The organism is Sorangium sp. So ce131 (assembly GCF_051519095.1).
In the GTDB taxonomy this organism is placed as follows: Bacteria; Myxococcota_A; Polyangia; order Polyangiales; family Polyangiaceae; genus Sorangium.
The window spans coordinates 12,501,247-12,520,940 of sequence record NZ_CP150455.1; the positions used below are offsets into that span (position 1 = coordinate 12,501,247).

The 19,694-nt window shown below is 69.7% G+C and carries 16 protein-coding genes; all 16 read right to left on the bottom strand.

The annotated features are described in order from the left end of the window. Window positions 1-12 precede the first annotated feature (12 nt). Window positions 13-2,313, bottom strand: a complete 2,301-nt coding sequence (locus tag WMF43_RS45530; protein WP_437674817.1) for a hypothetical protein — start codon at window positions 2,311-2,313, stop codon at window positions 13-15. Further along, window positions 2,310-5,264: a putative baseplate assembly protein gene (locus tag WMF43_RS45535; protein WP_437674819.1), complete on the bottom strand. Its 2,955-nt coding sequence runs from the start codon at window positions 5,262-5,264 to the stop codon at window positions 2,310-2,312. The genes WMF43_RS45530 and WMF43_RS45535 overlap by 4 nt, the downstream gene beginning before the upstream one ends. Then, the gene (locus tag WMF43_RS45540) at window positions 5,261-7,870 is read right to left on the bottom strand and encodes a putative baseplate assembly protein (protein WP_437674821.1); all 2,610 of its coding nucleotides are present in this window, start codon (window positions 7,868-7,870) and stop codon (window positions 5,261-5,263) included. Before WMF43_RS45540 ends, WMF43_RS45535 begins: the two co-directional genes overlap by 4 nt. Next, window positions 7,870-8,229, bottom strand: coding sequence for a GPW/gp25 family protein (locus WMF43_RS45545; protein WP_437674823.1), 360 nt, complete (start codon window positions 8,227-8,229; stop codon window positions 7,870-7,872). Before WMF43_RS45545 ends, WMF43_RS45540 begins: the two co-directional genes overlap by 1 nt. A 7-nt stretch (window positions 8,230-8,236) precedes the next feature. Beyond that, complete coding sequence (locus WMF43_RS45550) at window positions 8,237-8,497, bottom strand: hypothetical protein (protein ID WP_437674825.1); 261 nt, start codon at window positions 8,495-8,497, stop codon at window positions 8,237-8,239. A 77-nt stretch (window positions 8,498-8,574) separates the two neighbouring features. Next, complete coding sequence (locus WMF43_RS45555; protein ID WP_437674827.1) at window positions 8,575-9,099, bottom strand: phage baseplate assembly protein V; 525 nt, start codon at window positions 9,097-9,099, stop codon at window positions 8,575-8,577. Continuing rightward, complete coding sequence (locus tag WMF43_RS45560; RefSeq protein ID WP_437674829.1) at window positions 9,096-10,223, bottom strand: hypothetical protein; 1,128 nt, start codon at window positions 10,221-10,223, stop codon at window positions 9,096-9,098. The genes WMF43_RS45555 and WMF43_RS45560 overlap by 4 nt, the downstream gene beginning before the upstream one ends. Next, entirely contained in the window at window positions 10,220-10,576 is a 357-nt protein-coding gene (locus tag WMF43_RS45565) for a LysM domain-containing protein (RefSeq protein ID WP_437674831.1), read from the bottom strand. The genes WMF43_RS45560 and WMF43_RS45565 overlap by 4 nt, the downstream gene beginning before the upstream one ends. Further along, window positions 10,576-11,217: a hypothetical protein gene (locus WMF43_RS45570; RefSeq protein WP_437674833.1), complete on the bottom strand. Its 642-nt coding sequence runs from the start codon at window positions 11,215-11,217 to the stop codon at window positions 10,576-10,578. The genes WMF43_RS45565 and WMF43_RS45570 overlap by 1 nt, the downstream gene beginning before the upstream one ends. 9 nt (window positions 11,218-11,226) lie before the next feature. After that, window positions 11,227-11,604, bottom strand: a complete 378-nt coding sequence (locus WMF43_RS45575; RefSeq protein WP_437674835.1) for a hypothetical protein — start codon at window positions 11,602-11,604, stop codon at window positions 11,227-11,229. Beyond that, the gene (locus WMF43_RS45580; protein ID WP_437674837.1) at window positions 11,601-13,748 is read right to left on the bottom strand and encodes an ATP-binding protein; all 2,148 of its coding nucleotides are present in this window, start codon (window positions 13,746-13,748) and stop codon (window positions 11,601-11,603) included. The genes WMF43_RS45575 and WMF43_RS45580 overlap by 4 nt, the downstream gene beginning before the upstream one ends. Then, a complete protein-coding gene (locus WMF43_RS45585; RefSeq protein WP_437674839.1) occupies window positions 13,745-14,992 on the bottom strand; it encodes a Pvc16 family protein in 1,248 nt (415 codons plus the stop codon). Before WMF43_RS45585 ends, WMF43_RS45580 begins: the two co-directional genes overlap by 4 nt. Beyond that, on the bottom strand, window positions 14,989-15,912 hold the full coding sequence (locus WMF43_RS45590) for a hypothetical protein (protein ID WP_437674841.1): 924 nt from the start codon (window positions 15,910-15,912) through the stop codon (window positions 14,989-14,991). The genes WMF43_RS45585 and WMF43_RS45590 overlap by 4 nt, the downstream gene beginning before the upstream one ends. After that, window positions 15,909-16,643: a phage baseplate protein gene (locus tag WMF43_RS45595; RefSeq protein ID WP_437674842.1), complete on the bottom strand. Its 735-nt coding sequence runs from the start codon at window positions 16,641-16,643 to the stop codon at window positions 15,909-15,911. The genes WMF43_RS45590 and WMF43_RS45595 overlap by 4 nt, the downstream gene beginning before the upstream one ends. A gap of 6 nt (window positions 16,644-16,649) precedes the next feature. After that, window positions 16,650-17,177, bottom strand: coding sequence for a phage tail protein (locus WMF43_RS45600; protein WP_437674844.1), 528 nt, complete (start codon window positions 17,175-17,177; stop codon window positions 16,650-16,652). A 12-nt stretch (window positions 17,178-17,189) separates the two neighbouring features. Beyond that, the gene (locus WMF43_RS45605) at window positions 17,190-18,737 is read right to left on the bottom strand and encodes a phage tail sheath family protein (protein WP_437674845.1); all 1,548 of its coding nucleotides are present in this window, start codon (window positions 18,735-18,737) and stop codon (window positions 17,190-17,192) included. Window positions 18,738-19,694: the final 957 nt, after the last annotated feature.

The following is a 19,694-nucleotide window of genomic DNA, read 5'->3' on the forward strand; positions in this document are numbered from 1 at the left end:
TCCTCTCCTCGATCAATCCGCGAATAGAATACGAGCTTCCATGCCCGCAGGCGTGTACTCGTCCAGGCGCACGCGCAAGTTCGCCTCACGTTGTGGCTGAAACAGGTCGTGGAACACGCCCATCTCCGACTCGTCGTCCGCGCCGCGCTTGATCTCGTCCGCGCAATCGGAGGCCAGCTGGCAGTACGTCGGCACGCCGTAACGCAGGCTGCTCCAGCGCGGGCGCACCCTCGCCTCTTCCCGCTCCTTCGCGGCGGGCCTCTCGCCCTCTGGAATCGGAGGATCGGCGCCGTCCACCGCCGCGCGCGCCAGATCCGGCTGGCAATGGTGACGGCGCGGCGTCCGCGAGCCGGCGGGGACGTAGCAGAACCGCACGCAGCCGATCTGGCGCCGCGCGACGAGGACGCGGCTCGTGAAGATCGAGTTCTCGGCGAGCAGTACCGCGTGGGCGCTCACCGTGCCGATCACCGTGCTGCGCAGGATCGAGAGGCTGGCGAAGGCGAGCGCCCCGCCCTCCGCGCCGACGGCGGATCGCGTCGCGCTCGTGGCATCGACGATGCTGTCGGAGATCCGGATCGCGACCGGATCGGTCTGCACCTCGTCCGCCGCGACCACGATGGATCCGATGATGCTGTGCTCGACGACCACCTTGGCCCCCGAGCCGAGGAGCTCGAGGCTCGGCTCGTTGGGGCGCTTCGGCTTGCAGTCGCTCTCGAGCCCCCACCCGGGGACGAGCGTCACGTGGCGCAGCGTGACGTCGCACAGATCCCCTTCGGCGAGCCGCTCGCCGTCGCCCCGGTCCGGCCCCACGATCTGCATCCCGCGGCCCGTGACCAGGATGCCGTCGAGCGTGAAACGGCTCGCGCGCTTGCCGGAGATCCGCAGCGCGTCGGGCTGGTCCGCGACGAAGTCGAGCATGCGGATCACCGGGCGCTTCCGGTTCGCCGCGCGGATCTGCAGGCTCTCGCCCGCGTCGAGCTCGATCCGGAGCCGCTCGCTGTAGGCGCTGCTGTCCTCGATCTCGATCACGGCCGCCCTGAGCCGCGCGCGCCGGTCGTTCCACTCGCGCCGCTCTGCCTCGCCGGGCGGCTCGGGGCCCAGGGCCTCCTGGTCTTTGCGCCACTGGAGGAGCGCGCCCGTGATGCTGTCGAAGCCGGCCCCCGCCTCCTTGATTTTGGCGACCCGGTACAGCGTGAAGCTCAATGGTTGGGAGAGCGGCCGGTCGTACTCGCCACCGCCGATGTCTGCGCTGAACCCGTAGTGGTACGTGACCCAGACGCCGGCTTTGGGCAGCTGCGTCGCGGGGAACACGATGCGCCCCGTCGCCGGATCCAGCCCCACGTGATCGCGCCGCGCACGGTATTGCCCGCTCGAGAGGTCGGCCGGGACGATGCGCTCGCGGGGGATGGGCTGAGGGGCCCCCTTGGTCGGCCATCCCGGAGCGTAGATCGCGATGCTCTTGCCCTCGCCATAGTACGCCGCCGAGGCCTGCGTCTTGAGCGGCCGATCCGCCACCCGCTCCTCGAGCGCGCGGCGGCGGATCGGGACCGGCAGGTTGATCGGCTGGGCGATCTGGCTGCGGTCGCGCTCCGGCTCCGGCCTCGTGAAGAGCGGCGTGTCGTGGCCGAGGACGTTGAACATGAAGAACTGCGGTCCCTCGGCCTCGAGGCAATACGCGGGGGCCAGCGTCACCGAGTACTGCTTGAGCCGCCACACGAACACGCCGACGCTCGGGATGTTGTGGAGCCCGACGCTTCGATGCGACGCGATCCGCCGCACGTCGACGAGGTGCGCGGCGGGATCGAACGGGCCGCCGAGGTGATCGAGCGCCGCGGCGTCGCGCAGGTCCACCGTGCGCCCGCGCGAGGGAACCACGTGGTCCAGGTGCTGCGTCCGGGCGAGCAGCTGGTAAAGCTCGACCGCCCGCGCTGGCCAGCCCGCGACTTGCATGGCCAGATCCTCGAGGAGCGCGATCGTCCCCTTGCGGCGCCGGTTGGTCAGCGTGCTCGCCACGTCGCGCCGCGGGATCAGGATCTTGTCGCGGGCCGCGCCCGACGCGGGCCCCTCGTCGGACGGGCGGCCCGGGTCGTGCACGGGATTGTACCCGATGAGATCACCGATGAAGGGGACGACCCAGTCCTGGCACGTCTCGATGAACCAGTTGTCGTAGACGCGCGCGATGTCGTCCTCGACGACGTTCACCTGCTCCGTGATGACGCTGAGCAGCGCCCGCAGAGGATACCCTTGCTCCGCGTCGCGGGCGCGGTGCACGGCGGGCAAGAGCTCGTACAAGCGATGGATCGAGCGGGTCATGACTTCAGCTCCTGGAGGATGAGCGTCTCCGGCACGTCGCTCGCGATGTAGGCGATCTCGGCCGGAGTTATGCCGCCGCTCGTCCGCCTGGCGCCCCATACCGTGATCCGGTCGAGGAGCCTGAGGACGAGCCCTGGCTCGTCGGGCGCGGCGTCGAAGCCCTTGATCAGCTGCTGCTCCGAGAGCGTGTCGAACACGTCCACATCGACGTAGTCGACGCCGGGCACCGCCTGGATGACCGCGATCGCGTCGGCCAGGTGCAGATCCTGGCCGAGCTCGACGTGCTTGAACCCGAACCTCTCGAGCAGCGCCGCGCGGACCTGCGGCTCGACGTGCTCCCAGGCGAAGTCGGCCGCGACCTTCACCTTGGCGCTCAGCACCAGGGCCAGCCGCCTGCGCAGGCCCAGGCGGATCGGCAGGTTCGGATCGCCGAAGCGGCGCAGCGACAGGCCCAGGTTGCGGAACAGATCGGACGTCGGCTCGACGGGGGCGTCGCCGGCGCCGGCGATGGTGACGTGCACGAGCTGCGTGCTCCCATCGCTGAGCCGCGCCGCGGACGCCTTGCCGACGCCTGCGTACGTGCGCGCGAAGCTCTCGTAGTCCTGGACAGACACCAGCCGATCCAGCGCGTGGAGGGGCAGCGGGATGTTCTTGCGCGCGTCGTCGCGATCTTCCTTGTTGGCGCCGCCGGACGCCCGGATAGGGTTGATGACCTCCTTGACGCCGAGCGGCTTGTCCGTCGGGAGCGAGATCTGCCCGGCTTTCACGTTGCCTCGCTCGCCGATGCCCGTGCGGTAGGTGGCCTTCACGTTCTCCACGCCGGTGGGGAGGCGGGCGCCGTGCGCGCCGTCTCCGAACACGACCGTGGTGTTGGCGTCGTCGTCGGCCCGCGTGACGTAGCTCCTGTCGTTCGGCCCGAGCGCCGCGAGGCTGTCGACCTCGTGCCAGGCCACCTGGTTCACCCGGATCTCCAGCGTGGTCTCGACGCCCGACGCCGTGGGGGCGGAGACGTAGGTGAGCGGCGGCTGCTTCAGCGCGAACTGCTGCAGCCTCGTCGCCGCCTTGCCGCTGCCCAGCACTTCCTTGCGGGTCTCGCCGTGCGTCGCGCGCACGACGTTCCCGAAGATCCTCACCGAGCTGCGCTCGTACTCGTACGCGAGCGGCTCCGCCAGCGTGATGAACGTGTGAATGGTGTCGCCCTCGACCGGCCTCGGCCCGTTGTACGATTTCGACCAGCTGCCCAGCCTCGTCTTCTGCTCCACCGCGGCGAGCATCACGAGCTCCGCGGCCCTGACGCCCTTCACCGGGTCTCCGTTGGCGTCCAGGATGTCGCTGCGCTCGCCGGTCACGATCAGCCAGCGCCCTGGATCGAGGTCTTCGTACACGTCGGCGAGCTCGATCGTCGCGCCCTTCACGGGCTCGGTGATGGGGACATCGCCGAGCGTGAGCCGCTCGCTGCCCGCGTAGATCCGGGTGCTCCGCACCGGCGTGAAATCGTCGTCGCTGAGGACCCACCTCAGGTGGTCGGGCAGCTTGATCTGCACGGTCTTGCCGCTCAGGCCGTAAGCGGCGAGCGATCGTCGCACGAGGGTAGCCCTGCCTGGCTCGACGATGATCGGGGCCGCCCCGGACTTCTCGATGGCGATCCACGTCCCCTGCTGCAGGTCGTAGTCGTTGTCGAGATACAGGGAGTTCGGCGTGTGATAATCGACCGCCGTCATCGAGGCGGGGGCAACTCCGATGATGACCCCCGACGTCTCGTTCCACGGATCGTTCAACTTCCACTCGTGAAAGACCGGTACCCCTCCGCTCACAGCGGTCAGCCGCAAGGGCGCGTTGTGGCCGAACGGCGCCGCAGAGACGCGGAGGGCGTGCGCCTCGATCGACACGTCCGCCTCGGCCGGGAGGTTCCTCAGCGTGGCGTAGAACGAGCCTTGCAGCCGCGGCTCCAGCGAGGCGAGGAGCTTCGGGCGCGCATCGGCCTTCTTGGCGAGCGCCTTCGTGACGTCGCGCTCGAGCTGCTGCGCGTTCGGCGGCTGCAGCGACGGCGGCAACGTCAGGCTCTTGACGACGCCGGCGAACCCTCCCCACTCGGGCGTGGATTCCGGGCCCTCCTCGTCGTCCTCCGGGCCCTCCTCCGGGTCCTCCGGGCCCTCTTCGTCGTCCTCCGGGGCAGCGTCGGGGTCCGACGTGGAGGCGTCGTCCGACGGAAGGCGGTGCAGCAGGATCGTGGTGAGTTTGTTCTCGTGGTCGACCGCGACCTCTCGCACCCGCCTCAGCTCGAAGGTGCCATACCGCCTGACGAGTATCGGGTCGTTCGCCTTGAGGCTCGTGACCGCGCCGCTCACGAAGAGGCCCTTCTCGACGACGGACGAGGCGGTCTGGGGCTCCGTGAGCCGGGGCCTGAGCTCGTTCCAGGCGACCTTCGCTTCCAAGGCGTCTGCCGTCTCGAAGGTCTCGAGCTGCTCGCCGGGCTCGGGCACGCTGCTCGCGCGTGTCCCGGGCGGGATCTCCACGGGCGCCGCGCCCTTCTCGAGCGTGTACGCGAGGTAGACGCTCGCGGACACGCCCGGCTTCAGCGTGTACCCGACGAGCCGCGAGAGCTCGAGCACGGAGCGGCGCTCCGTCGCCGTGCGCAGGTAGCCTTCACTGACGATGCGCTCTTGATAGAAGGTGAGCACGTCGCCGACGACGGCCCACGCGTCGAGCAGCGCCACCCCCGGATCCCAGAGCTCACGCGTCTTCAGCCCCGCGAGCTCCGGGAGGTCTGCGCTCGAGAGCCGCGCCAGCATCGTCTCCAGGAACGTCGCGTGTGTCCCGACACGGTAGGTGAGGCGGCTCGGGACCTGCCCGGCGGGGATCCCGGCCGGCAGCTCTCCGGGCCAGCGGTTCGCCGTGCTGACCGGCGTGAGGACCTCCGTGCCCTCGCAGCAACCGCAGGGGAGTATCATCGTCCACCTCGCATCGTGAGCCTGATCGAGCCGTTCTCCGGCAGGCTCGGATCGTCGTCCAGCTGGGCTACTTCCATCGGCCCGATCGGCAGGATGCCGTCCTCGATCTCGCGGCCTTGGGGCTCGCCGAAGCGCCTGAGCTCGGTGACCTTCACGTTCTCCACGCCTCCCACCGCCTTCACGGCGGCCACCAGGCGCGACAGACGGAGAGGCTCGCCGAAGCTCAGGTTGTCGGGGTGGAAGAACCCCAGCTTGCCGCCGGCGAGGGGCCGGTTGCTGAGCACCTTGAGCACCTCCGCCTTCACGTGGCCGCGGTCGAAGCTCGGCAGGACGCAGATGTCCATCGCGAGCGCCAGGGGCACGAGCCGGGCCGGCACCACCGCGAGGTCGTGCCCCATGCGCCGGTACCGGAGCAGGTTGGCCTCGATCTCCCCGAGCAGACGCGCGTCGGCCTCGGTCGCGTGCAGCGGATCGACGGCCACCCGCGCCTCGTACCAGCTCCCCGTCCACCTGAGCTCCGCCGCGGCGCGATGGACCTTCGCGCTCCGCTGGGCCAGCTCCACGTAGTCCTCCGCGGTGATCGCGCGCTCGAGCCGGCTCCGGAACGCCCTCGGCGCGATCAGCTTGACCTCGTCGGTGGGCTCCGGCGCGGTACCGCCGCGCGCGGGCAAGGGATTGCGCGGCTCGATCCTGTCGGCGCTCAGCTTGATCTTCCGCGGCACCAGGAAGCGTATCGAGTCCCGGCCGACGTTGCCGCTCGGGCCGTTGCCCACGCGGTAGGCCGCGCGGAACCGCGATCCGCCGTCCGGGGCGCGCCCGAGCTCGCCGTCGCCGAAGCGCAGGTCGGCGTTGCCGGCGTCGTCCGTCTCGACGACGAAATGCCGATCGTCCGCGCCGCTGGCCAGGAGATCGCGGCGCGGCGACCAGGCCGGCCCGCTCGCCGTGCCCTCGTCGCCGACCTGCTCGGTCAGCGAGATCTGGGGCGACGAGCGCCGGACATCCTGCGTCAGCAGATGAGCGGCCGGGCCGGTCCCGGGCAGCGGCTCGGCGAACGTCAGCGGGCCGCGGCTCAACCTGGGCGCGAAGCGGGCCGGCGCGCGGGAGGCGCTGATCACCGCGCCATCACAGGCGCACTGCTCGAACTTCTCCACGAACTCGACCGGTCCGAGCGGCTCGCCCAACGTCCGCCCGTGATCGACGAGCACGACATTGCCCCGCGCCACGCTCACATCGCCGATGCGCCGGCAATCCGGCGTCGGCAGCCGCGACGACAGGCAGAGCGGGAACGGCAGGGCGTCTTCCTCTCCCCATTCGATCTCGAGGATCCGCCTCCCGAGCAGCCCGTCGACGCCCGGCGTCACCCGGGTGAGGCGCACCGGGTGACGGTGCGTGGGATCGGCGTCCGCCGGGTTTCCCGTCCTCGGGCCGACGATCTCCTCGAAGATCAGCACATCGCCGACCCTGAGGTCGAGGACGCGCGCGGTGCCGGGGGCCTTGAGGCCGGCCTCGGAGACCTCGTCGGCGCCCGGCGCCTCGGCCTCGTCCGCCCTGGCGTCGTCGAGCAGCGTGGCCCGCCTCGCGCCGGCGGGCAGGCAGCACTCGTGATCACCCCACGTGTAGAAGCGAATCTCGCTGTGGGCCGCCCGGAACGTCAGCTCCTCCTCCGGGTCGGCCACCAGCGGCTCGAAGACCTCGTAGCGATCGCGCGGCACGAGCTCGAGTGATGCTTCGTCGACGACGCCGCCGCTGACAGGCGTTATGCCGCGAAACCCGGTGATGAAGTAGAAGTCCTTCGCCCTGAGCGGCGCCAGATCCGTGCTGGTCCACACCGTGATGAACGCGCGGGCGTTCGATCCCTCGTGCATCGCGTAATCCACCAGCCGGACGTGGCGCCTGACCGACGTGCGCAGCCTGGCGGTGTCGAGGTACGCCTCGGTCGCCACGGCGTCCTGGTAGTAACTCAGGTGATCGGCCACGTAGGCGAGGATCTCCACCAGCGTGACGCCGAGATCGGGGGCGTGCCGCTCCTGCCAGTCGGGCAGGGTGAGCGCCAGCCGGTCGAACATCAGCTGCCGGAAGCTCGCGTAGTCCTTCGCGAGGTAATTGATCTCCGGCGCAGGGCGGACCGGGGGCGGGCACGGCGGCTTCGTCTTGCAGTCGAGCTCGCTCGGGCAATCGATCTTGAAGCTGAAGTCGATGCAGGCGTAGCGCGGATCGATCCCCGACAGCGGACGCCAAGGCGCCTCCTCGCCGGAGCCGCCCTCGCCCTCGCCTCGCTGGGCAGGGTCGACGCGCTCGACCAGGCACAGGCGATAGACGGAGAAGTCGCCGGCCCGGTCCAGCGTGATCCGCAAGCAGTCATCGCGCTCTGGGTCGTGCGAGCGGTCGATCTCCACGCTCACGGCGCGCACGTCGCGGATGCGGCGCCCACCCTCGATACGGACGTTCGACGTGGTGACGTTCTCGGGCGGCTTCCCGAAGAAATGCACGCAGAGCGACCTCTGGTCGTCGGAGACGTCCAGGAAATCGATCCCGTTCCAGTCGGCGTTGCCGAACAGACGTTTACGCCGCTCGTCGACACGGCAGGAGAGCGCGTCGAGCTCCATCACACGACCCCTCGCGCGAACGTCTCGCGGCGCGCCTCGCCGGTCTTCTTCACGGTGTACGCCACGACGACGTTCAGCGTGCCGTCCGTGCTCGTCACGTCCAGCCCCGCGACGTCGATCACGTCGCCGAGCCAGCGCGCCAGGGCCGCCTGTAGCGCGAACTGCAGCGCCGCGGAGAGCTCTGCGCTGTTCGGCGAGAACACCATCTGCAGGAGGCCGGCCCCGAAATCGGGGCGGTTCACGCGCTCGCCCGGGCTCGTGAACAAGAGCTGCTCGATCATGTCGCGGACATGGTCGTCGTCAGCGGCCGCCGCGGTGCGGCCCTTGTCGTCGAAGTGAAGCGGGAAATCAATGTTCATGATACCCTCACATCGCGGAGACGCGCGGCTGCGTCGTGGTGACGAGGAGTGGCGTCCCGGTGGGTACGCAGGTCGCGACGCTGTCCTGGAGGACCACCGGCTGGCCCATCGACGTGACGCGCGTCGCCGCCGTCGTCCACTGGGCCGTGGCGCAGGGCGGCTGAGCCCCGCTCGTCATCGCCGGGAACGTGCAGCCCGCGACGGTGTACGTGCTGGCCATCGTCACGACGGGTTGGCCCGAGACCGTCACCCGCGGACTCGCGGTCACCGGCTGAGCCACCCCGGCATGGACGCACTGCACCACGGCACCCGCATGAAGAATGAAACCCGGCATACCATTCTCCTTCAAGTCACCTTCAAAGCGCCCTGGTTCACGTCAGTGACGCCGGTCAGGTTGATCGTGGCCGCGGTGATCTCGACCTTCGGCGCGATCAGCGAGATCCCCGTCTGGTTGATGAGCACCGACGAGCCGCCCACGCGCAGCATGATGCCGCCGGCCGGCCCGGGAATGTCGCTGATCACGATGGAGTTCTGACCGGTGGTCTGCAGTACGATGCTCGGGCTCGCCGGGTTGCCGGCGAGCGCCATCGTGGGCACCTCCGCGGCCGATCCCCACCACCCGCCGATCCAGACCGGATAATCCGGGTCGCCCTTCTCGAACTGGATCCACACGCCCGCGCCGATCGTCGGCACGACGTACACGCCGGATTGAGTCCCCGCGAACGGCATGCAGGGCATCGCCCACGTCGACGGGAGAGGGCCGCCTGGACCCAGGACGATGACCTGGATCCGGCCCTTTTGCAGCGGGTCGACGTTGTTGACCACCGTCGCGCGGTAGAGCCCGTAGTACCTGGGACCGTCTTCCGTCATGTGTCCACCGTCGAGATAGAGGAGACGACGCCGTCGCGCTTCAGAGAAAAGCTCTGCTTGTACTCGCCCCGCTTGATGTTATGCGTGACGCTCGTGACGTTGTATAACCCGTCGTAGTAAATCCCAGCCCCGCGGACGGCCACCTTCTTCCTGACGGCCAGGACGTGCCCATAGCGGAGCACGTCGAGCTGCCCGTTGCCGCTGACCGCATCGGCGGACGCGGTCAGCTTGGACAGCACCATGAGCGCCGCCTCGGCGACCGGCCGGTTGCTGAGCTCGCCGGCGAGCTCGCTCTTGAGCGGCGTCGGGGCCTTCCGGGCGAGAGACGTCTTCAGGATATCGATGTTCGGGATCGGTACGGGTATGGGGACCTTGCTGTTCTCTTCCAGGATGGTGGCGATGTACTGCCTCGCGACGAGGCCGTCGTACGAGAAAGACAGGGAATCGACGTTCGAGGCCGCGTCCAGGTCGATGGACTGCGCGGGCTGCGTCGGGAAGAAGCTCCCGAGCTCCGGCCCCCAGTACGCGAGGCTCTGCCCGGGCTCGGGCCCCGGGATCAGGTAGAACACGTGCCCGTACCGCCTCGCCAGCAGGGTCACATAGGAGTAATCCGTCCCCTGGTGCTTCATGAACCGCTCGATGGGGTTCGAGACCAGGTCGATCACGTTGGGGATCACGGCCGGGATCACGCCGAGCACCGCGTACTTGGCCAGGATGAGGTTGACGACGGCGAACAGCGGCATGGCCGGGTACGGGATCCCGGTCAGATCGATGAAATCCATGAGCGCCGTCAGATCGAGGCCCGTGATGGTGAGGGTCGACTGGCCGGGGACGTTGCTGGGGGTCACGTCCTGCTTGGTGATGATCCCATCCATGAGGACCGAGGGCGTCCCCTGGACGACCACGGAGATGATCACCCGGCGCCGCGGATCGAAATAGCCGGACGGCAGCAGGGTCGTGGTGATGAGCGATCTCCTCCCCAGCGTGAACTTCAACTGAAAGCCGCTTTGCGCCCCCACCGAGGACGAGACCTGGACCTCCGTGAGCGCTTCGATCACCTCTTGCGGCGCTGGGTCGGCGGCGAACGAGCCGACGCGGAGGGACAGGTAGAACCCTCGGTTCATAACGCCGGTCCGACCATCCCTCGAGGCATGGTGATGCGCAGCTTGCTGCCGACCGCCTCCAGGAGCGCGTCGGGGCGCGTCGCCCTGTTCGCGTCGCAGATCCGCCAGAACTGCTCCGGGTCCCCGAGGTACCTGGCGGTGACGTTGTCGAGGCGCTCGCCCTGCTTGACCACGTGCTCCTGCAGGAGGCCGAAGCCTTCGGGCGGCGGCACGAAGCGCCGCCGGAGGTGGACGATGACCCTGCCGTCCGGCGCCGTGTACGTGCTCGTCCCGACGGAGGCGTAGCGGCTCTGGGGCGGGAAGATCGCGGTGGGCGGCAGGCCGGCGCTCAGGAAGTCCTGAATGGAATTCATCACGTGATCCCTCCGATCCCGAGCGCCCGGAACGTGCCGCTCGGCACGAGGCTCGCGAGCCTTTCCTTGGTTTGCAGGTACGTCATGAACAGGCTGCCCCCCTTGTGCTGGAACCCGAGGTCGTGGACGTTGAGGACGCGCATCCCGAGGCTCACCTTGGCGCGAATCGGGTTCAGCTCCGGATCGAAGGCCTCCTCGGTGATCGAGAAATCGGTGAACCGCACCGGGACCACGCGGTGTTTGCTCCACACGAACACCGGGAGCGGCGCCTCCATCGGCATGATCTCGAGCGTGCCTGCCTGCGCGAGCGCGTTGTTCGCGCTCAGCTGCGCGCTGGTCGGATACACCATGGTCTCCAGGGCCGCGAGCTGCGCGTGCAGGCCGTTCTGGCCTGCCCCGGCCTCGAGCTGGTCGGTGAGGTCGAGCTCCGCGTCCAGCTTGATCGTCTCCACCGGCGGTCCCTTCAGCCGCAGGGCCTCCGAGTGGTCGGCTTGCTCCGACGCCCCCTGGACCTGCAGCGTGCGGGTCACCGTGTCAGGGTTGTACTGGAGCACGATCAGGCGCACCACCGCCGCCGTGATCGGATCGAGCAAGACGATGCCACCCTTGGTCAGACGAGGAGAACCGGGGAAAGTGCTCATGGTAGAGGCTCAGGGGCTGGGCGAGTTCGCCTGAAGTGGGCTCGTGCGCTGCGCGCTCGTGGCGTCTCGCGCTTCTGGCGACGGGTCGTGGACCACATCGCTCCTCCCCGGCGGCGCGCCTTCCGGCGCAGGAGATCCCAGGGAGGCGTAGACCGCCGCGGCGATCTGTCGACCCCACCGCCGCGCGCCGTCGTCGCGCCCGAGGCGGAGCTCCGGCCCCGTGACCGAGGACAGGCTGCGTGCTTCCGGGATCCCGGCCTCCAGGCCGCCGCTGGCCAGCAAGCGCGCCAGCTCTTGCTGCAAGGCAGCTCTCAGGCGGTGGGGCTCCTGGCCCTCCATGTCGAGCCCCTCCACCACCAGCTGCTCGATATGAACGTTGAGCCTCATACCCCGCTCCCGGCGGCCTCGACGTATCGAAAGTCGGCCTCGTTGATCGGCTTGTCCAGCTTGCGCAGCTCGATGCGCGCGGCCTCGAGCACGAGCGGCATCGACACCGGGGTGCCCGCCTGGGCCGCCAGGAACGCCGCGTTGACCGCGATGTTGTGGATGCTGCCGCCCGCGAGGTTGAAGCGCGCGAGGCGCTGGAAATCGAGCCCGCTGACGGGCGTCTCGGCCGGGAACGCCCTGCGCCAGATCGCCGTGCGCTCGACCTGGGTCGGAAACGGGAAGTTGACGATGAAACGCAGCCTCCGCACGAAGGCGCCGTCGAGCGCCGACCTCATGTTGGTGGCGAGGATCGCGAGGCCGCGGTACGCCTCCATGCGCTGCAGCAGGTAATTGATCTCGATGTTCGCGTAGCGGTCGTGGCTGTCCTTGATCTCGCTCCTCTTGCCGAAGAGCGCGTCCGCCTCGTCGAAGAAGAGGATGGATCCGCCGTCCTCCGCGGCGTCGAACAGGCGGCGCAGGTTCTTCTCGGTCTCGCCGATGTACTTGCTCACGACGGCCGACAGGTCGATGCGATGGAGCCATAGGCCGAGGTCGTTGGCGATGACCTCGGCCGCCATCGTCTTGCCGGTGCCGCTCTCGCCCGCGAAGAGGACGCTGATCCCGAACCCTCGGTTCATCCGCTGTCGGAAGCCCCAGCCGTCGTAGACGACCCGGCGCGCCTTCACCTGACCGGCGATCTGGCGGAGCAACGACTGCTCCGCCGCCGGCAGCGCGAGATCGTCCCACGTGGCCTTGGGCTCGAGCGGCTGGGCGAGCTGGTCGAGCGCAGGGCGCGCGCGGCGCAGGCTCTCCGCCCAGAGCCTCTCAGGGAGCCCCTCGCGACCGTCGCGCAGGCGCGCGCCCGTCGCTGCGGCGATGCTCTCGATCGTCTGCAGATCGAAGCTGAACTGCCCTGCGAGCTGGGCGGCGCTCGCGCTGCCCTCGCCGCCCAGCGCGGCCGCCCAGGCGACCTCCTGCTCGAGCGGCGTGGGTTTGACCACGTCCACCTGGACGCCCTCGCGGCCGACGTCGTGCCAGGCGTCGCGGACGTCGAGGAAGACCACGCCTTCTTGACGCATCAAGAACCGCCGGACGATCGCGGCCTGCGGGCTGCCGGCGCGATCCAGGTCGCGGGCATCGACGTAGAGCGCGAGCGGCAAGATCATGCACTCCCGCTGCCAGATACGGACGAACGTCTCGTGGTCGCCGGTCGGCGCGGGGATCGCGTCGGCCGAGATCCTGTAGAGGGTCAGCCCGAGGCGGGCGGCAGCCTGGTTCGCGATGAGGAGCTTGCTCGGGCCGTCGGCGCCGAGGAGCTGGACCACGGGCGCCGGCGCGCCGTCGCCCAAGCGCTGGAGGTGGTTGGCGATGCCCTCGACGACGACCAGCTGCGATGGCGGCGACAGCGTCGTCCCGGTCCGCACCGGCATGAGGAGCGGCGCCAGCCGATCGTCCAGGTAGTTGAGCCCCTTCAGGTAGTTGACGATCCGCTCGTCGGCCTTGATTGCGCTCGTCAGCAGCGGCTGCGCGCCCGGCTGGTTGATCTCGATGAGGCGAAAGTGGCGGAGCGGCCGCTCGGGCGAGACGATCTCCCAGGCCGGGTCGTCGAAGAGCGCGAGCGCCAGCGCGAACGTCGGGAACGGCTTGGTCGCGTCTTGCTGGGCCCGGGCGCAGAGCGGACCGATCCGCGTGTCGAGCTCCATCGCGGCGCAGAGCAGGAGGGTGAAGCGCTCGAAATCGGTCAGCCCCAGGCGGCGCGCCAGCACGACCAGCGCGGGCGGCGCTTCCGCCCGCTCGGCGTCGGCCATCGAGGCCGGCATCGGGATGTGCCGATCGGGAGCCCGCGCGCCCTCGGTCCGTCCCTCGGCCGCGGTCTCCGCCGGCAGCGCGTCGCGGACGCTGTCGATCGCGTCCAGCAGGCGCCCGCGCAGCGAGCGGGGACGAGCCGGGGGCACCGGCCGAGGCACGAGGTTCGGCGGCGCTTCAGGCGGAGCTTCCGGCGGCTTCCCTTGCGGCTCGAGGTGCTCCAGGCGCGCTCGGAGCCAGGCCAGCGCGTCCGACAAGTACACGTCGTTGAACGAGTGCCAGCGCTCGAGGTCGTTCATGCCACGGTCACCCTTTGCGCTGGATCAAACGAGGGCAGAGGCGGGGTGCCCGCGTGGATCACGGGGATGCTGTCCACCCCATCGACCCTGAGGCGCACGACGTAGGCGCCAGCCGCGACGCCCGGCAGGCTGAACGCGAGCGTGGAGGGCTGCGCCGTGTCGGCGGGCGTGCTGATCGACGTGGGCTCCACTTGCCGGTCGCCGAACAGGAGGAGCACGCGCTGGCCGGGGACGACGCGCGGCCGGCACGTGATCGTGAGGTTGACCGTCCCTGGGGCCGCGGTCGCCGGGGCGACGGTGATCCGCGGCGCGAGCGCGAAGGCCAGCTCGTTGCTGCTCACGGTCGGCGCGCCCGGCGCCCTCAGCACGAGCGCCGCGGTGTACCCTCCCGGAGCCCAGCGAGAGAGCGCGGCGGCGTCCTCGGCCTCGTCGGGGAGGTGCACGCTCAGCTCGCCGCCGGCGCTCGCGGCGGGGGCGAGCTCGATCGGCGCCTCGAGCCGCGAGCTGGTGAAGCGAACCACGGCGTCGCCGGTCGCGAGCCGCTCGCCGAGCAGGACGACCTCCTCGCCGAGCCGCGCCGCCGGCTGCGATCGCGGCAGGCGCAGCCCGGTGAGCGCAGGCGCGGCTGTGGCCGACGCGACCGGACCTTGATCCGCAGGTCCGCGCTTGAGCACCGGGAGCGGGGCCCTCACCGGCGAGCGGCTGTCGATCAAGAGCACCGTGACCTCGTACGCGACCGAGACGCGGTACTGGCTCTGGAACATCGTCCAGAGCTTGGACATGTCCTCGAGGGTCAGCGGGAGCGGCGTGATCTTCAGCCGCTCGAACTGCTCGCCGAGATCGTTGCCCGCGAGCGCACCGCCGATCTCGCCCGGCATGAGCACGGGACGGTCATGGAGCGCGCTCATCGCGCTGCCCAGGACGCGATGGCTGACGGAATCGTTATCGGATTCGCCCCTGCCGTAGGCCGTGATCAGGTAATGGAGGTCCAGGGCGAGCGGCGGAGCCCCCATCTCACCCGGGCGAACCTGCCGCGGCAGGTCGAGGTTGCGCCAGGCCGCGTTCCGCGTAGTCAGGTACAGGAACAGGTTCAGCTGCGCCTTGGTGACCCCTTTGCGGGCCAGATCGGGCGGGCTGGTCGTGACCTCGAGGTCGGAGAGATCGGCGTCGAGCAGCGGGACCTGCGTGAGCAGGAGGTTGCGCAGGGTCGCCGTCGTGGCCGCGATGGCGAGGGAGTTGCTCATCGCGCACCTGCTCGTCCCTTCAGATAGTCCTCGAGACTCATCGGCTGAGGTCCTCGCTGCTCCGTACGGGGCGCCTTGCGCGGCTCCTGGACGGCGCGCACCTCGAGGCGTCCGATCGTGACATTCACCACGGGCTCCCGGTCGATCGGCGCGCTCTCCGGGAGCGCAGCGGACCGGGGCTGGCGGTCCGGGGGGAGCGCGTGCGCGACGGCGCGGCGCAGGGAGGGCGTCGCGTGGGGCACGAGCGCCCCGCCCGCGTCGATGACCGGGCTCGCCGCGCGCGAGGCCCGCTGGCGCGGCGCGCCCTGCGACGGCTGCCCCGGTGTCCGCGGCTCACCGCCCCGCGCGCCTCGATCCGCGCCCGGCGCCGCCATCCTCTGCGCCAGGAGGGCCGACGGGCCGGCGCGTCGAGGGTCTGGGAGTAAACCGAGCCGATCCGGCGTCGAGGCGCTCGGCGCGGCGGGCGCGGGCGCGCCGAGCTCGGGGATCTCTCGAGTCTCTCCACCCAGGCCCGGGTCGGACGCAAGGTGAAGCGGCGGCCCGGGCCGAGCGCGCGACGAGCCGCGCTGGAGGTCGTCTCCGGCGCGGGCGTCCAGCACACCTCCTCCGGCGTACGCGCCCGGGGCCGACCGTGTTCTCTCGACGCCCTCGCGCGGCTCGGGCCGCGGCGCGAGGGCCTCCGCCCAGGGGACGGGGCGAGGCTCGCTCGCGCGCGGTGCGCCGGCCGCCTGAGGCGGGCCGAAGGCCTCACTCGCTCCGTGCGGCTCTTCGCCGTGGCGCAGCGCGGAGCCGCTCGAGAACCCCTGCGCCGGCTCGAACAAGGAGGGCACACGCGGCTCGACGACCGTCGCTGTGCCCGCCGCGCTGTCGAGCAGACGATCGAGGAAATCACCCTCGGCGGGCGCGGAAGGCGGGTTCATGCCTGGCAGAGCTCCATGTAGATCTGTCGGCGGGTGGGGCTGAGCGAGAGCACGTCGGCCTCGCGCCAGCCGAAGGCGCGGGCGAGGCAGGTCACGTCGCGCAGCAGCCGCTGCGCCCAGGCGTCGAGCTCCTGCCAGAGGAACATGGCGACGTCGAAGCGCGCGCCCCAGCCGTGCTGGCACCCCGAGCACGTGAACCGAAGCTGCACGTCCGCCTGGGGGTCCGCGGCGGCCATGCGGGCGCTCAGCGCCTGCCTCACCGGCGCGGGCAGCGCGTCGACGCGCAGGGCCTCCCCGCCCGCGCCGCGGATCTCGATCAAGCAGCGCTGGAGCAGCCTCGCGTGGCGCTCGGATCGGGACGCACCGACGACGGCCAGGAGGTCGCCGCTCGTCGGCACGCGGAACACGATCCGGTGTCCGTCGACCTCGAGGTCGTTCGCGAGCGACGCCGCGTCGTCGGGCCGGAGCCGGATGTCTGCGACGGTGAGCCCCGCCTCCAGCCGCTCGCCGCACGCTGGGCACGTCACCGTCGCGGTGAGCTGCGGGCCGAAGAGCCGCTCACGGAGGTCCAGGAGCCGCCGGTCGCGCTCTCCGAGGGGGAGCTCGGAGAGCTCGTCGAAGGTCTCGTCAGGGCACGCGCCGGCGAGGAGCAAGAGCGCGCGGACGACCGGCGGCTGGTTCAGGCCGCGCTCCCACGCGTCGAGTAGCTCGTGAGCGTCGGGCACTCGCATCACACGTCATCCGGCGGGTACGGTGAACGTGGGCTCGCTCGGCTCCGGGACCTCGACGTCGCGCTCCCACCCCTCGTTCTCGAGCTTGAGGGTCTGGATGGCGACCGCGTTGGCGTTGGCGTCCAGATCGGGCAGCGCCTGGTACTCCGACGCCCAGCACCGGTAGAGCTTGTAGGCGAGCGCGAGCTGCCCCGCCTCGTTGTAGACCTCGAGGATGATGTCCTTGCGGAAGTCTTTCAGCGAGACCTCGGAGCCGAGCCCTGCCCTGAAGTTCCAGACCTTGTTCGCCCACCGCTCGAACTCGGTGTCATGGGTGACGCCGCGCTCCAGCGTGATCGCCTCGTACTCGGTGCGCCCGGGCGACTTGCGGCTGCTGGAAGGATCGCCGCCTTCGCGGTGCTTGACGACCTCCGTCGTGCGCTTGAGCCCGGAGACCTTGGACACGCCCGCCACGTACCGGCCGTCCCATTTGATCCGGAATTTGAAGTTCTTGTACGGGTCGAAGCGCAACGCGTTGACGCTGAACTGAGCCATGACATGCCTCCGTCAAGTCTGGATCTGTCCAGCCATCTGCTGGAGCTTGAGGACGACGAACTCCGCCGGCTTCAGGGGCGCGAACCCGACGACGATGTTGACGATGCCGAGGTTGATGTCGTTCTGGGTCGTCGTCTCCTTGTCGCATTTCACGAAATAGGCCTCCTGCGGCGTCTTGCCCTGGAAGGCGCCCTGCCGGAACAGGTTCTGCATGAACGCCCCCACGTTCAGCCGGATCTGCGCCCAGAGCGGGTCGTCGTTCGGCTCGAAGACGACCCACTGGAGCGCCCGGTACAGGCTCTCCTCGATGAAGAGCGCCGTGCGGCGCACCGGGATGTATTTCCACTCCGAGCCCCGCTCGTCGTTGCCCTGCAGGGTGCGCGCTCCCCAGACGATCGTGCCGTATACCGGGAAGTTGCGGATGCAGTTGATCGCCTTCGGGTTCAGCACGCCGTTCTCGGCGTTCGTGAGCGGCGTGTGGACGCCGAGCACTCCGGTGAGGCTCGCCTCGGTGCCGGCCGGCGCCTTCCAGACCCCCCGGGCGGCGTCGGTGCGGGCGTAGAGCCCGGCGACGTAGCCCGAGGGAGGGAATTTGGACGGGCGGTTCTCCTGGAGCGGATCGGGCGCGACGAGCCACGGGAAATAGAGGGCGGCGTTGATCGCGTTGTCCCCCGTCAGGCTGGCGTCGGGCCCGTTCTCCAGCGAGGTGACGGAGGCGTCGGCGGCGGCGTCTGCGATCAGGAAGGCGCGCCGATCACGGCAGAACTTCTCCAGCGTCGAGAGCGCCGCCGCGTTGGTCTCTCCGGGCACACACAGCAGGTTGAAGAGATCCACGCGGTCCAGGAGGAAGACGCCGCCGGTGCCGCTCACCGGTTGGAGGGCGGTCTCGAAGGCCGCGTCGTTCGGCTCGAGCACCTTGCCGTCCTTGCCGTCGATGAGCTTGGCAGCCGCCGGGATCTCGCCCGACGCGGGGATGACCGTATCCGCCGGCGGGTCGGTCGCGGCGCCGACCACGGCGGCTCCGACGAGGCTCGACTCGTTCTTCAGGACATTGGTGACGAACCGCTTGTCGGTCGGTTTCATCGAGAGGTTCTCGAAGACCTCGACCGTGACGCCCTTCTTGTCCTCCTTGAGGCTCACCACCTTCAGCTGGAAGCGCGCCTGATCGTTGGCTTGCTTCTTGGTGACGATGGCGTAGTCGTTCGCCCACGCGCCAGGGTTCTTGGCCGTGACGGTCAGCTTCCCGTCCAGGGTGACGGCCCCCGCCTGCGCGTTGTCCGCCGCGGCCAGGCCGGACGCCGCCAGGCGAACGATGTAAGCTCGTTGTCCGCCGTTCGCGAAGAAGTGGTAAACGGCGTAGCCCAGGTAGCTCTGCGGGTTCAGCCCGCCGAACTTTCGCTCGAAGTCGGGCCAGCTCAACACGAGCTCTGCCTTGTCGACCGGCCCCTTCGCCGCCCAGCCCACGAAGGCGGTGATCGACGTGGCGACGCCGGTGATCGTACGCACACCACTCGGGAGCTCCTCGATGTAGACCCCCGGATAACTGACAGCGGCTGGCATGATCCCTCCTCCTTGGCTTGCCGTCTTGATCGTTCGAAGCAGAGCTCCGCTCGGCGCCCTCGCTCGTCATCACCCCAGGACGAGGGGCGTCACGCGACCGTCACGACCACCCCAGCACGGCCGCTGGCGCAACGCACTACGTAGAGCTGTCAAGCGGAGAAGACGTTAACTCGCGACACCGGACCGAATCGGGGAGCAGAGGCTACCTCGCGAAGAGACCAGACTGACGCCGACTACCCGTGATGCGGAGGCACTACGCCGAGCTACTCCGATGTGGTATTCACGTCAGATACCTGACCGTTCTTCTTTCTGTCAAGAACAAAAAGGGAAGCGAAATGGCTCCAGCGCGCTCAAGTCATTGGATGCGCGCGACGAGCACGATCGCGTCGCCCCCGGTCCGGGGCCTGGGGAACCTCGCGTGAGCCCGCGCCATCGCTATGGTTTTTTCGAGGCAAATACTCGAATTTGTTGATCTTCGTGCGCGTCGCTCGCGTCCGCTGGGCGCGGCGCGATGAGGCCCCGCCCTCGCGGCGGCGTCACCTCGGCGGCGACCCCGCGAACCTGGACTCGCCCGCCGTCGAAGCGCTCTCTTTCTGCCCGATTTCATTACGATTTTGTCGAATCGATGGGCTCCGGGCGCGCCCAGGCGCCGTCGGAGAGCTCGACGACGGCGCGGTCCTCCGGTCGCCCCCTCGGGCGCGACGCCTCGCATGAGCTCTGGATTCCGGGTCGTACAGGAAGCACATCCATTCTGAATGGCGTGGGCGAGCTCGTGGCCCGAGAGCATGCTGCCGGACCTCGTCCCTGGCCCATCTTCCGCGGCTTCGGCTCGTAAACCAGCGGACTCATTGCGGCTTCGGCTTATGGACAGAGCCCTCTGACGTCCATCGACTCGCGTCCTATCGCTGCGGGTGGATCGGGCTCCGCACGCGGCATGTGGTTCAGGCTACCGTACGG

What these genes read in the sequence shown, in the direction of transcription:
- WMF43_RS45530 (WP_437674817.1), bottom strand. Translation starts at nt 2,313, where the DNA reads ATGACCCGCTCGATCCATCGCTTGTACGAGCTCTTGCCCGCCGTGCAC.
- WMF43_RS45535 (WP_437674819.1), bottom strand. Translation starts at nt 5,264, where the DNA reads ATGATACTCCCCTGCGGTTGCTGCGAGGGCACGGAGGTCCTCACGCCG.
- WMF43_RS45540 (WP_437674821.1), bottom strand. Translation starts at nt 7,870, where the DNA reads ATGGAGCTCGACGCGCTCTCCTGCCGTGTCGACGAGCGGCGTAAACGT.
- WMF43_RS45545 (WP_437674823.1), bottom strand. Translation starts at nt 8,229, where the DNA reads ATGAACATTGATTTCCCGCTTCACTTCGACGACAAGGGCCGCACCGCG.
- WMF43_RS45555 (WP_437674827.1), bottom strand. Translation starts at nt 9,099, where the DNA reads ATGACGGAAGACGGTCCCAGGTACTACGGGCTCTACCGCGCGACGGTG.
- WMF43_RS45560 (WP_437674829.1), bottom strand. Translation starts at nt 10,223, where the DNA reads ATGAACCGAGGGTTCTACCTGTCCCTCCGCGTCGGCTCGTTCGCCGCC.
- WMF43_RS45565 (WP_437674831.1), bottom strand. Translation starts at nt 10,576, where the DNA reads ATGAATTCCATTCAGGACTTCCTGAGCGCCGGCCTGCCGCCCACCGCG.
- WMF43_RS45570 (WP_437674833.1), bottom strand. Translation starts at nt 11,217, where the DNA reads ATGAGCACTTTCCCCGGTTCTCCTCGTCTGACCAAGGGTGGCATCGTC.
- WMF43_RS45575 (WP_437674835.1), bottom strand. Translation starts at nt 11,604, where the DNA reads ATGAGGCTCAACGTTCATATCGAGCAGCTGGTGGTGGAGGGGCTCGAC.
- WMF43_RS45580 (WP_437674837.1), bottom strand. Translation starts at nt 13,748, where the DNA reads ATGAACGACCTCGAGCGCTGGCACTCGTTCAACGACGTGTACTTGTCG.
- WMF43_RS45585 (WP_437674839.1), bottom strand. Translation starts at nt 14,992, where the DNA reads ATGAGCAACTCCCTCGCCATCGCGGCCACGACGGCGACCCTGCGCAAC.
- WMF43_RS45590 (WP_437674841.1), bottom strand. Translation starts at nt 15,912, where the DNA reads ATGAACCCGCCTTCCGCGCCCGCCGAGGGTGATTTCCTCGATCGTCTG.
- WMF43_RS45595 (WP_437674842.1), bottom strand. Translation starts at nt 16,643, where the DNA reads ATGCGAGTGCCCGACGCTCACGAGCTACTCGACGCGTGGGAGCGCGGC.
- WMF43_RS45600 (WP_437674844.1), bottom strand. Translation starts at nt 17,177, where the DNA reads ATGGCTCAGTTCAGCGTCAACGCGTTGCGCTTCGACCCGTACAAGAAC.
- WMF43_RS45605 (WP_437674845.1), bottom strand. Translation starts at nt 18,737, where the DNA reads ATGCCAGCCGCTGTCAGTTATCCGGGGGTCTACATCGAGGAGCTCCCG.